Below are 14,026 nucleotides of genomic sequence, written 5' to 3'. Positions count from 1 at the left end.
TTAAAAAATATATCTATTATATAAAAAATAGTACTTATTATAATTCTATATTATAATATACATATTAAGAATATAATTAATTATTATAGGGCATGAATGTAATTTTACTAAGACTAATAAGTACTTCTTGTTTAAATATATATAGCATTTTATTAAACATATAAAAAGCTTCTCTTTTATATTCTTGTTTTGGATCTTTTTGAGCATAACCTCTTAAGTGAATACTTTGGCGTAAATAATCTAATAATAATAAGTGTTCTTTCCATAAATTATCTAATATAGATATTGCGATATTTTTTTCTAATTCTTGTATTTGATGCATATCAACTGTTATTTTTTGTATATTATATATTCTGATGGTAAAAATCATTATTTTTTTTAATAATTGATCTTTATTTAGAATAGTATTATTATCTATCCATTTATTTATGGGTAACATAATTTGATATTTTTTAAAAAAGTATTTAATTAATTGTTTGATTTTCCACATTTTTTTTGAAAAAGTATTAGATTTAATATAGTTATTTATAATATTACTATATATATCTTTTCTGAAATTATTAATTATTATATTGAGATCAGATTGTTGTAATAATGTATTACGTTGTTTATAAATAACCATACGCTGTTCATTAATAATATTATCATATTCTAATAATTGTTTACGTATATCAAAATTATATTGTTCAACTTTTTTTTGTGCTTTTTCAATTATTTTAGTAAGCCAAGGATGTTCAATAGCTTCATTTTTTCTAATGCCTAATTTTGTTAAAATATTAATAATATTTTTAGGTGCAAAAAGACGTATTAAAGAATCTTCTAGAGATAAATAAAATCTAGATGATCCATAATCTCCTTGACGGCCAGATCGTCCTCTTAATTGATTATCAATCCTTCTTGATTCGTGTCTTTCTGTTCCAATAACATATAAACCACCTAAAGATAATACTTCGTTGTGTTTTTTTTGCCATACTAATTGATTTTTTGTAAATTCCATTACAGGAGTTATATGTTTTTCATATAATATATTTCCTCCTAATACAATATCAGTACCACGTCCTGCCATATTAGTTGCAATAGTTACTGTTTTTATTTGTCCAGCTTGTGCAATAATTTCTGCTTCTTTAGCATGATATTTAGCATTTAAAATATTATGTGGGATATTTTTTTTTTTTAACTCATGTGCAATCATTTCTGATTTTTCAATTGAAATAGTACCTACTAAAACAGGTTGGCCTAAATTATATTTAGTTATTATATCTTTAATAATAGCATTAATTTTTTCTTTTTCTGTTAAATAAATTAGATCAGGTAAATCTTTTCGAATCATAGGTTTATTAGTTGGTATAATAATAGTATTTAATTTATATATTTCTTGAAATTCTGTTTCTTCAGTTTTAGCTGTTCCTGTCATACCAGATAATTTATTGTATAAACGAAAAAAATTCTGGAAAGTAATAGAAGCTAAAGTATGATTTTCATTATGGATATTAACATTTTCTTTTGCTTCAATGGCTTGATGTAAACCATCTGACCAACGTCTACCCGACATTAGACGTCCTGTATGTTCATCAACAATAATTATTTTATTATTTTTAACAATATAATCAATATTTTTAGTAAATAATTTATGAGCTCTTAATGCAGCTATAATATGATGTATTAAAATAATATTAGAACTAGAATATAAAGTTTCTCCATACTTTAATATTTTTTTTTGTTCTAATATTTGTTCTAAAAAAATTAAACCATCTTCTGTTAAATAAACTTGTTTATCTTTTTCATCTATAAAATAATGTCCATATGAAGCATATTCATTATCTTGTTGTATTAAATTAGATATAATATTATTAATTTGATAATATATATCAATATTATTTTTTGCAGGGCCAGAGATAATTAAAGGTGTACGAGCTTCATCAATCAGTATAGAATCTACTTCATCAATAATAGCAAAATTTAATTTACGTTGTACTTTATCTTTATAATGTAATACCATATTATCTCTAAGAAAATCAAAGCCATATTCATTATTAGTACCATATGTTATATCAGCATTATATGATTGACGTTTTTCTTTTAATGACATTCCTGATATATTTATACCAACTGTTAAATCTAAAAATTTAAATAAGATTTTATGATTAGATGCATCCCTTTTTGCCAAATAATCATTAATAGTTACTATATGTACTCCGTTACCGGTTAATGCGTTTAAATAAGATGGCAAGGTTGCAGTTAATGTCTTCCCTTCTCCTGTACGCATTTCAGCAATACAATTATTATGTAATACTATTCCACCTAATAATTGCACATCAAAATGTCTCATACCAAAAACTCTTTTACTTGCTTCTCTTACTGTAGCGAAGGCTTCTGGTAAAATATCTTCTAAAGAAAAATTTTGTTTTAATTTCTCTTTAAAATATGTTTTTTTGTTTTTTAAATCTAGATCTGTTAATTGAGAAAATTGTTTTTCCATATTATTTATTGTATTGACTATTTTTTGCAAACGTTGTAAAACATTTTTATTACTATTTCCAAAAACTTTAATTAATAATTTAGTTAACATATAAACACTCTTAAATTAATAATGATAATAAATAAAATTTATTGTATAAATTAATTTATAATTTAAAATATATAAAAATGATTTAAATTATTTTTATTAAAATATCGGATAAACATTTTTATGAGAAATAATAAACTATTATCGATTAACAAAATTTTTAAATTATATAGTTCTTATCCTAGTAGTATAAAAATTTTAGTAAAATTACAAATACATGTAAGTTTTTTAGTAAAAATTGAACAACTTTTAAAAAATAAAGTACCAAAACAATTATCTCATTTATATAGTGTAAAAAATTTACAAAATAATATTCTATATATTGAAATTGCTAGTTCTAGTTGTATGATAAATTTTATGTCTTTAAAAACTAATCTCATATTCTTTATAAGAAAAACAATATTACTTATTTTAAAAGATATTAAATTTATTATTAATCCAAAAATGTTTATGCGACAACAATGTTATTCTTCAAATATATATCAGCAATATCTTAGTCCATACAGTAAAAAATTATTATTAAAACTAGCTACAAAAAGTTCTTATAAGTTAAAAAATATTATAAACAAATTTGTTTTGTTAGTAAAAAAATAATATTATACAACTTTATCCCATAGAAATGTAATAGTATTATCTAGCTGTACCTAGAATAGTTAAAATTAATTTTTCAAAAGATAAACCATATTGTTTTGCAGACTGTGGATATAAGCTTTTTTTAGTCATACCAGGAATTGTATTAACTTCTAATAAATAAAAATGTCCTTGTTGATTCATAATAACATCTATGCGACCCCATCCTTCACATCCTAAAACTTGCCATGCTTTTAAAGCTAATTTTGATAGTTCATTTTCCTTATTAGGACTTAATCCACTAGGACAAAAATATTGATTATTATTATTATAATATTTATTATAATAATTATAAAAATTATCTTGGGGTGTAATTTTTATTACAGGTAATGTAAAATTTTTTAATATGCTTACAGTATATTCAGTACCTATAATATATTGTTCAATTAATATTTCACTACTATATTGTAATGCAATTTCTATTTCTGGTATAAGATCATCAATATGATTAATTTTAACAACACCAATACTAGATCCTATGCCATTAGGTTTAATAATACATGGTAATGTTAATTGTAAGCATTGTTTGTTAATGTTATTAAAATTAGATTTTCTAAAATTTTGTATTTGTACTATAAAATGAGGATATATTGGTAATTGATGAGCTTTCCATATCATCTTAGTAATATGTTTATTCATAGCAATAGCTGAAGGAAGCATTCTACTACCAGTATATGGTAATTTCATATAATCCAAGATGCTTTGTAGCGTGCCATCTTCACCACCTTTACCATGTACTGCTATAAAAACATCAGTGAAACCATAATTTTTTAATAAAAATATAGGAAAAGTTTTAAGATCTAAACCATGTGCATTAATTTGTAATTTATGTAATGCACTTAAAATTCTTTTGCCTGTTTTTAACGATATTTCTCTTTCTAAAGAACTACCGCCAAATAATACTGCTATTTTTTTAGTCATAATATAATATAGTTTTTTATAAAAAATTAATTTGTACGATTAAATTTATTTTGTATAAGTAATGAAGAAAGATTATTAATATCTCCTGCTCCTTGAAATAATAATATATTTTGTTTAAAAAGTGTTGAATATATTTCTTTAATCATATCATTATAATTGTTCCATTTTCCTAAAAATATGTTTGTTTTCTTTAACTTTTTTATTTTTTTATAAATGATATTACTATTCGCTGTTTCTAAATACTTTTCACCTGCTGAATATACACTTAATATGAATAATGTATCTACTTTAGCTAAAATTTTTATAAAATCATCTAATAAATTATGTATTCTAGAATATTTATGAGGTTGAAAAACCATTATTAAATGATATTGTGGCCAATGTTGACGTATAGTTTTGATTGTATTATTAATCTCTGTAGGATGATGTCCGTAATCATCCATAATTTTAATATATTGTTTATTATTATTTTGATTAATAGTATATTCTCCTATAATATCATATCTTCTTTTTACTCCTGAATATTGTTGCAAGGCATGAATAATATTATATGTATCAAAATTCATATATCTAGCTAATGCAAATGATGCAGTTGCATTTAAAGCATTATGTTTTCCAGGAATATTTAATGTTAATTGAAATATATTGTTATTGTTATTATATGTTTTATGAATGACATTAAATGTGCATTTGTGATTGTTTTGTATATAATTATATATTTGTATAGTGGCTGATTTATGGAAACCATATGTAATAACATGTTTGTGTATACGTTGTTCTTTTAGTAAATGACGAATATGGACATTATCTATACATAGTATATTACAACCATAAAATGGTACTTTATTAAAAAATGTTACAAAATTATCTTTTAATACATTAATATTGTTTTGATAATATTCTAAATGTTCAAAATCTATATTTGTAGTTAGATTAACTATAGGATTAAAAGATAAAAATGATTTATCGCTTTCATCTGCTTCTGTAATAAAATATTTATCTGTACCTAAATTAGCATATAAATTTGTTTTTTTTAAAACACCTCCATTAACAAATGTAGGATTTTTTTGCAAAAACAAAAATATTTCAATAATCATAGCCGTCGTAGTAGTTTTGCCATGTGTCCCAGATACAATCAGACTATAATAACATTGCATTAAATCTGCTAATATTACAGCTCTATGTAATACTAATATATTATTTTGTTTAGCAAATACTAATTCTGGATTATTAAATTTAATAGCTGTAGAAAATACTATTACATCCATATTTTTTATCTTACTAAAATTATTATGTCCTAAATATATTTTAGCACCTAATAAAATTAGTTCTTGCATTCTTATATTCATAATCAAGTCAGAACCGCTAATCTGATATCCTAATTGTAGTAAAATTTTTGCAATACCACACATTCCTATACCACCAATACCTATAAAATATATTGATCGTACATTATTATAATTAGAAAACATAATATGTTTATTATTATTTTTATTTTTGATTTTCATAATACTTTTATATAAAGCATGTTAATAATTATATTATTGATATTAGTACAAAACATTATTAATTTCGTTACAAATCAAATTTAAAGAATTATATATAAATAATTTGTATGTTTGTGCTAATGTTTTTAGTATTTTTTTTTTATTTAAAGATAAAATAATATGTATGATTTGTTTTATATCGATATTATTTTGTTCAAAGATAGTTGCAATACCAATTTTTTGTAATTTTACGGCATTATAATATTGCTGACGATCTTTATGCGGATAAGGAATAAAAATAGCAGGTAATCCTATAGCAATAATTTCGCTAACAGTCATAGCTCCTGATCTACAAATAATAATATCAGCCCATTTATATGCCTTATACATATTTTGAATATGTGATTTTACAACCACATTATTAACTGTATTTTTTTTATATTGATCTAATACTGTAATGATATTATCATATCCAACTTGATGTAAAATAGAAACTTTATTTTTTAAAATATGTGCTATTTGTACCCCAATATTATTAATTACTTTGGATCCTTGACTACCTCCTGTAATTAATAAACGTATTGGTGTATGTATTTTTACAATAGATCTTTTATATATTGATAATTGGATAATATTATGATTAATAGGATTGCCGACTAAAATAGCTTTTTGAAATGTATTTGGATATGCTATTAACGTTTTCATAGCAAAATAAGATAATATTTTATTCGTATGACCTGCAATACTATTTTGTTCATGTATAATTAAAGGAATTCTATATAACCATGCTGCAATACCACTAGGACCAGTAATATAACTGCCCATAGTTAAAACTATGTTAGGTTTATAATGTTGATAAATTTTAAGAGATTGGAAAATTATTTTACATAATGTTACTATTATCCATATTTTAGAAAAAAAATTTATTTTTTTAGATTTTGAAAAATTCATAAGATAAATTTTTATACCTCGTGCAGGAATAATATATTCTTCCATTCTATTAGCAGAACCCAACCATCTTACTTCCCATCCTTGAGTTATTAATTTTGATGCTATATTTAAAGCAGGATAAATATGTCCACCAGTACCTCCTGCTACTATAAGTATTTTTTTTTTCATTGTTAATTTGATAATTATAATATATGTTTTATATTTAAAAACTATTTTTGCAAAAAAAATCTAAATATATATATTTATTAAATTAAAGAATTTACTATATTTATAAATTGCTGACCTCTCTGTTTAAAATTTTTAAATTGATCAATACTAGAACATGCAGGTGATAATAATACTACATCATTATTACATAATAAAGGATAAATTTGTTTTATAGCTTCTGACATATTTTGTACTTTAATAGCTCGTGGGCACACAGACAAAATTTTTTGACTAGCTAACCCAAAACAATATACTATTATATTATTTTTATTGATRTATTCCTTTAATAAGTATAAATTGCAGTTTTTATCATAACCACCTAACAATAACCAAATTTTTTGTTTATTTGATAAAGATTTTAATGCTGCTATAGTACTATAAACATTTGTAGATTTAGAATCATTAATCCATGTAACATTATTTTTTTTACTAATAATTTGTAAAGTATGTTGGTTATTTGTAAAATTTTTAATAATGTTTAAAGCATGTTGTCTAGAGATATTTAATATGTCAGTTATAGACATAACTGTTAAAGCATTAAGATAATTATGTATACCTATTAGCTTTGTTTTATTAAAATTTAATATTATTTTTTTTTTTATTTTCAAATACATATTATTTTTATAATAAAATAATTGATATATACTGTTATTATGTTTACCAAAAGTAATGTATTTTGTTTTTTTATTAAAATGCACAGGATATGTGTATATATCATCTATATTATAGATACAAGTTTGGGAATTATTATAAATACGTGATTTATAATAACAATATTGGGAAAAACCTAAAGGATAACGATCTATATGATCTTCAGTTATATTCAGTATTACCGCAATATATGCTTGTAAACTTTTTATAGTTTCTAATTGAAAACTAGAGATTTCTAAGATATAAAAATCTTTTGGTTGAGATAGTAAATTTAATGCAGGGTAACCTATATTACCACCGATACCAATATTATATTTATATGTATCAATAATTTGTTTTAAGATTTTTATAATTGTACTTTTACCATTAGTACCTGTAATAGCAACTACTGGTGTGGTATTATATAAACAAAATAATTCGATATCACCAATAATATTAATACCGCATCTTTTAGCTTGTTGTAATAAAGGATGAAAAATAGAAACACCAGGACTAATAATAATTAATTTGGCATTTAAAATCCATTTTTTCTTAAATATGCCAAAACAATATGGTATAAATTTAGGTATTTGGTTTTTATATATAGGATTTATATCTTGATCTATAACATATGGTATAATACCTTTTTGTATTAAAAAATTAATACATGAGAGTCCTGTTGTGCCTAAACCTATAATTAATGTTATATTGTTGGTCATTGTTGGTCATTGTTGGTCATTGTTGGTCATTGTTGATTTATTTGTAATATTAAAAAAACATTTATAATTAATATAATCGTAATAATCCAAAAACGTATTACAATATGTGATTCATGATATCCTTTTAATTCAAAATGATGATGTATAGGCGCCATAAGGAAACAACGTTTTTTTCTTAATTTAAATATTAATACTTGCATGATTACAGATAATGCTTCTATGATAAATGTACTACACATAATTAAAGATAAATATTCTTGTTTTAGTAAAACAATAATTAATCCTATTATGCTACCTATAGTTAATGAACCTATATCACCCATAAAAATAGCGGCTGGATATGCATTAAACCATAAAAAACCTAAACCAGAACCTATTATTGTAAAACAAACAATAGATATTTCTGAAACATGTGGAATATAAACAAGATGAAATTTTTGTGCAAGATTAAAATCACCTACTATATAACATAACATTGTCAAACCAAAAGATATAAAAATAGTAGGAGTAATTGCTAAACCATCTAAACCATCTGTTAAATTAATTGCATTACTTAATCCAACAATAATAAGATATATAATTATTATATATGTAACATAATTTATAGGATATAAAATATTTTTATAAAAAGGAATAAATATTTGTAATACTAATTGTGTTTGATAATGTTTATAAATAAAAAAACTTAATATTATTGCAATTAAAGATTGTGAAAAAAATTTTTTTTTAATTGATAATCCTGTAGAATTTTGTAAAACAAATTTATAATAATCATCTATCAAACCAATACAAGCATATAATACTAATATAATTAATATATAACATATATATAAATTACGTAAATGAGCCCATAAGATAATAGTAAAAAAAATAGATAATAATATAATAATACCACCCATAGTAGGCATGCAATGTTTATTTAAATGTGTGGCAGGTCCATCAAGACGAATAACTTGAAATATTTGTTTATAATTTGTATATTTAATAAAAATTGGAAGTAAAAACAAAACGATAATTAAAGAAGTAATAAAACTCATATATGATCTAAAAAATAAATTAATCAAAATATTATTTAATTTTATACTAAATAAGTATTGTACTAAATATATAATCATTTTGGTAATTGTTTTAAAAGTATGTTGATTAATGTATCCATATTATTTTTATGAGAACCTTTAAATAAGATGGTATAATGTTTTTGATTTTTTAAAATACATAATAATTGATGTATTAAATCAGTAAAACTTGTAAAATGTTTTGAATAGAATGTATTGTTATATATAATGTTTTTAGTGTATTCACCTATACTAAATACAACATTTAAATGTGCTGAAGAAATTATTTTACCAATTTGTATATGATAATATTTACTTTGCGACCCTAATTCTAACATATCACCAATAACAAGAATTTTATATCCTGGTATATTTTTTAAAATATTAATGGCAGTACAAACTGATTTAGGATTAGCATTATAAGCATCATGTAAAATAATTTGTTTTTTTTTAATAAAAATAGGATACAATCTACCTTTAATCGGGTGGAAATCTGTTAAACCACTAGCAATATTTTGTAATGTCATATTATTCTTTAGAGCAATAATTATTGTAGCGGCTGCTAACGCATTACTAATATGATGTAGCCCACCAATTAAATTTAAATGAATATAAATTTTTTTTTGCCATGCATGTAAATAAAATTTTATAATATAAGCCTGTATTTGAATATTACTTGCATATACAGTCGCGTTTTTATTATATAATGAAAAATTCATAATAGTTTTATTATGTATATTATTCGTAATATTTTTTTGATTGTCATCATCATCATTAAAAATGATAATACCATCATGTTTAGTATAATAAAAAATTTGTTTTTTACTATAAATTATAGTAAATAGGTTTTTAAAACCTTGTAAATGAGCAATATCAATATTATTTATAATAGCAATATTTGGTTTTACTATCTTACTAAGATATACTAATTCTTTATAAGAACTACCTCCAATTTCAATAACTGCATATTGAAAATTATTATTTAATTTTAGTAAAGTTAATGGCACACCTATATAATTATTCATATTACCAATGGTATATAAAATATTGTATTTTTTTTGTAGTATAGATACTATCATTTCTTTTAATGATGTTTTCCCTGTTGTTCCTGTAATACCAATAATACAATGTTTATATTTAGATCTTTTCCAAGCACTGATTTTACCTAAACTTAAAGTAGTGTTATTAACAATAATTTGTGGTATGTATACAGATACATATTTATGTACAATAAGAGCTTTAGCACCATTATTAATAGCTTCTAGAATAAAATTATGGCCGTCAAAATATTTACCATGTATAGCAATAAATATACAATTGTTATTAATATTTTTACTATTAATGGAAAAATTATTAATTTTAATATTACTACCAATAAGTTTCCCGCGAATGATAGCGGCAATTTTTTTTAAATACATAAATCCAAATCGCTAATAATTTATTTTTGTTTATAGTAATCATTAACTATATCATAATCAGAATATACATAATGTTTATGACCAATAATTTGATATTGTTCATGACCTTTACCTGCAATCAGTATAACATCTTGTTTGTGTGCTTTAGTAAGTGCATACTGTATTGCCTCTTTTCTATCTATTATTATAGACATATATTTTTTTTTAAAAGAACATTGTTGAATAATATCTTTTATAATATCATTTATATTTTCATTTCTTGGGTTATCACTTGTTATAATAATATAATTTGCTAAACTACTAGCTATAATCCCCATTAATGAACGTTTTCCTTGATCTCTTTCACCGCCACAACCAAAAATACACCATATAGTACTTTTATAATAAAATTTTATAGTTTGTAATATACTTTTTAAAGCATCAGGTGTATGAGCATAATCTATAATAATTTTAGGGCAATTATTTTTTTGTATAATATTAAATCTACCATATACAGGTTTTAACTTATATGATGTATATAACAAGTCTTCTAATGTATAATTTAAAGATAATAATGTTGTCAAACTTAAAATAATATTTATAACATTAAAATATCCAAGTAAATTTATACTAATTTTTCCTGCTCCCCATGTAGTTTCAAATTGAATAATGGTTGTATCTGTTTTAAAATTAATATTTTTTACTAAAAAGTATTTTTTTTGTTTATTTATCAAATTTTGTTTTGTAGTTACTAAAATAGCATTTGGTAATTGCTTCGACCATTGTAAGCCTATATCATCATCAATGTTCATGATAACATTATTAATACTATATTGAGATATAAAAGACCATTTAGTATTGGCGTAATCTCTCATATCTTTATGATAATCTAAATGATCACGACTTAAATTAGTAAAAATAGCAGTTGTAAAATTTATATTTCTTACTCTATGTTGTTTAATACCGTGTGAAGATACTTCAAGTATAATAACATTAGATTTTTTCTGAATAAATTTATTAATATTATATTGTATGTCAATGGTAGAATCTGTAGTGTTATTTGTATATTCTAATGAATTATAAAAACCATTACCTATAGTACTACAAATAGTTGGGTTTTGTTTTAATAAATATAACCATTGCATTAAAATATTTGTTACGCTTGTTTTGCCATTAGTTCCTGTAACCCCAATTATAGGTATATTACTGTTTTTAGATTTATATAATTTATGAGCAATACTTGATAAATGATATTGCAAGTTTTTAATATGAATTACTGGTATTAAATTTATATATGTGACATAATTATTATAGCGATCGGTATTATATGTTAAAACAGCAACGGCGCCATTAAGAATTGCATCATTAATATAATCTTGTCCATCTATAAGATGTCCTTTTAATGCTACAAATAAGCAATTATTTAATATTTTTTTACTATTTATACACATATTTTGTATAAAAATATTTTGTTCTTTTATATAAAAAAAATCAGATAACAAATCATTTAAATTCATATCATCGTATTTCCAAAATATTTAATATTATTTAATTTTGTACATAAAATTTTTATATAATATAACTTTGTAATTCAAATATTATTTTTTATTAATATTTATATTTTTTGTGCAATACGTAATATTGCACTCCGCGCTTGATAATTATTATTAATTTCTATTTTTGTAGGGAAAATTCTATTAATAATTTTTAGTTGACATGTATGACTAAAAAAATATTTTAGTTCTGTATTATTTAAAGGTATTTTTAAATTACATATATTTATACTGCTAAATTTTTTCATAAATGTTTTTACAATTCTATCTTCAAGAGAATGAAAGCTAATAACAGACAAAATACCACCTATTTTTAAAATATCTAATGTATTTTGTAAAGCTTTATGCAATTCCTTTAATTCGTTGTTTAAATAAATTCTAATAGCTTGAAAAGTTCTTGTTGCAGGATGTTTATTATATTTGTATCTAACAATAGAACATACTAATTTTGATAAATCATGCGTGTTATTTAACTTATTAAACATAATATATTGTTTAATTTTTTTTGCTATTCTATTATGAAATTTTTCTTCTCCATATTCTTTTAATATATAAGATAATTTTTTTAACTTTATTTTTTTTAAAAAATCATAAGCAGTTATTCCTTGCTTTGTATTTATTCTCATATCTAATGGACCATGAGACATAAATGAAAATCCTCTCATAGGATTATATAATTGATAAGAAGATATACCTAAATCAAATATAATACCATCTATTTTGTTTACAATATTATATTTTAAACATATTTTTTTAAGATGAGAAAATTGTTTATTTATATAAGTAACACGTTGATCATTAATTTTATATTTGTCTATAGATTGAGAATCATAATCAATAGCATAAACTTTTCCTAATGGTCCTAAGTTTTTTAGAATTTCTTTAGTATGTCCTCCACATCCATAAGTTGCATCTATATATGTGCCTTTTTTTTTGATGTTTAAAGAATTTATTATTTCTTTTAATAAAACTGGTTTATGTCTCATGACAAAATATGTTTATTAATATATTGTATTTGTATATAATATTCAGTAAATTTATTTTTGTAAAATATATTTTTTACATAAAAATTATATATTACTTATATAATAAAATTTTTCATAAACAATAGGTATTTATATGATAGAATATACGGATTCACATAATACAATATTAAAATGTCGCAAAAATAATATTAATATATATATAACAAAAGTGTATGGTTGGATGTTTTTAGGATTAATATTTACATCTTTTATTGCATGGAATATTGTTCATATGCATTTAATTGTTAAATATTTTTTATATAATCAATTTGTATTATTTATTTTATGTTTGTTACAAATTATCTTAGTATTTGTTATTTCAAATTTTTTACACAGATTATCAGGTCAAACGTTAACTACTTTATTTGTCTCTTATTCTTTTTTAACAGGAATAACAATATCAGGTATATATTCTTTATATAATCATAAAACTATTTTTACAGCTTTTATTACATCTGCTGTTATGTTTTTAATAATGTATATATGGGGATATAAAACTAAAACAAGATTAAGTAATTATAGTAATATATTAATGATGGGATGTATGGGATTATTTTTATCTTCTTTTATTAATATTATTTTTCATAATGATTTAATTGTATCAATTACAAACTATTTTGGAGTATTTTTATTTACTATTTTAATTGCTGTAGATGCGCAAAAGCTTAAAGAATTAGGTTATATTGTTAGTACGAATATGCAAGATAAAGATAATGTACGTCGTTATGTTATTTTAGGAGCATTAATCTTATATTTAGATTTTATTAATTTATTTATAACTGTATTACAAATTATTGGTAATCGTCATGATAAAGAAGATAGTTAAGAACTATGCTAATGATTTGTATATTTATATATTACATACTTGTGCTGTTTATATTATAT

General features: G+C 22.0%; 10 protein-coding genes and 1 pseudogene. 2 read left to right on the top strand and 9 right to left on the bottom strand.

Translation table 11 applies throughout. The features are described from left to right. Nucleotides 1-100 precede the first annotated feature (100 nt). Nucleotides 101-2,569: pseudogene (secA, locus tag GJT87_RS00750) on the bottom strand (preprotein translocase subunit SecA); the annotation flags it as partial. Between the two features lie 120 nt (nucleotides 2,570-2,689). On the opposite strand from secA, the gene GJT87_RS00745 reads away from it, so the two are divergent. Next, complete coding sequence (locus tag GJT87_RS00745) at nucleotides 2,690-3,160, top strand: hypothetical protein (protein WP_168895522.1); 471 nt, start codon at nucleotides 2,690-2,692, stop codon at nucleotides 3,158-3,160. A gap of 36 nt (nucleotides 3,161-3,196) precedes the next feature. On the opposite strand, the gene GJT87_RS00740 is transcribed toward GJT87_RS00745, so the two are convergent. The 8 genes from GJT87_RS00740 to rsmH all read right to left on the bottom strand — a co-directional run bounded on the left by GJT87_RS00740 (nucleotide 3,197) and on the right by rsmH (nucleotide 13,102). After that, entirely contained in the window at nucleotides 3,197-4,117 is a 921-nt protein-coding gene (locus tag GJT87_RS00740) for a D-alanine--D-alanine ligase (RefSeq protein WP_168895521.1), read from the bottom strand. Nucleotides 4,118-4,143: 26 nt separating this feature from the next. Next, nucleotides 4,144-5,625, bottom strand: a complete 1,482-nt coding sequence (gene murC, locus GJT87_RS00735) for a UDP-N-acetylmuramate--L-alanine ligase (RefSeq protein WP_168895520.1) — start codon at nucleotides 5,623-5,625, stop codon at nucleotides 4,144-4,146. A 42-nt stretch (nucleotides 5,626-5,667) separates the two neighbouring features. Beyond that, nucleotides 5,668-6,723, bottom strand: coding sequence for an undecaprenyldiphospho-muramoylpentapeptide beta-N-acetylglucosaminyltransferase (gene murG, locus GJT87_RS00730; RefSeq protein ID WP_168895519.1), 1,056 nt, complete (start codon nucleotides 6,721-6,723; stop codon nucleotides 5,668-5,670). A 77-nt stretch (nucleotides 6,724-6,800) separates the two neighbouring features. Next, entirely contained in the window at nucleotides 6,801-8,111 is a 1,311-nt protein-coding gene (gene murD, locus GJT87_RS00725) for a UDP-N-acetylmuramoyl-L-alanine--D-glutamate ligase (protein WP_168895518.1), read from the bottom strand. 26 nt (nucleotides 8,112-8,137) lie between these two features. After that, nucleotides 8,138-9,148, bottom strand: a complete 1,011-nt coding sequence (gene mraY / locus GJT87_RS00720; protein WP_168895517.1) for a phospho-N-acetylmuramoyl-pentapeptide-transferase — start codon at nucleotides 9,146-9,148, stop codon at nucleotides 8,138-8,140. 74 nt (nucleotides 9,149-9,222) lie between these two features. Continuing rightward, nucleotides 9,223-10,584, bottom strand: coding sequence for a UDP-N-acetylmuramoyl-tripeptide--D-alanyl-D-alanine ligase (locus tag GJT87_RS00715; protein WP_168895516.1), 1,362 nt, complete (start codon nucleotides 10,582-10,584; stop codon nucleotides 9,223-9,225). A 20-nt stretch (nucleotides 10,585-10,604) separates the two neighbouring features. After that, complete coding sequence (locus tag GJT87_RS00710; RefSeq protein WP_168895515.1) at nucleotides 10,605-12,080, bottom strand: UDP-N-acetylmuramoyl-L-alanyl-D-glutamate--2,6-diaminopimelate ligase; 1,476 nt, start codon at nucleotides 12,078-12,080, stop codon at nucleotides 10,605-10,607. Between the two features lie 98 nt (nucleotides 12,081-12,178). Beyond that, nucleotides 12,179-13,102, bottom strand: a complete 924-nt coding sequence (gene rsmH / locus GJT87_RS00705; RefSeq protein WP_168895514.1) for a 16S rRNA (cytosine(1402)-N(4))-methyltransferase RsmH — start codon at nucleotides 13,100-13,102, stop codon at nucleotides 12,179-12,181. A gap of 133 nt (nucleotides 13,103-13,235) precedes the next feature. On the opposite strand from rsmH, the gene GJT87_RS00700 reads away from it, so the two are divergent. Beyond that, entirely contained in the window at nucleotides 13,236-13,967 is a 732-nt protein-coding gene (locus GJT87_RS00700) for a Bax inhibitor-1/YccA family protein (protein ID WP_168895513.1), read from the top strand. Nucleotides 13,968-14,026: the final 59 nt, after the last annotated feature.

The sequence above is a fragment of the Enterobacteriaceae endosymbiont of Macroplea mutica genome, from assembly GCF_012571345.1.
Taxonomy (GTDB): Bacteria; Pseudomonadota; Gammaproteobacteria; order Enterobacterales; family Enterobacteriaceae.
The sequence above is the reverse complement of the archived record's forward strand: the minus strand, read 5'-3'. Positions and strand labels throughout refer to the sequence as shown.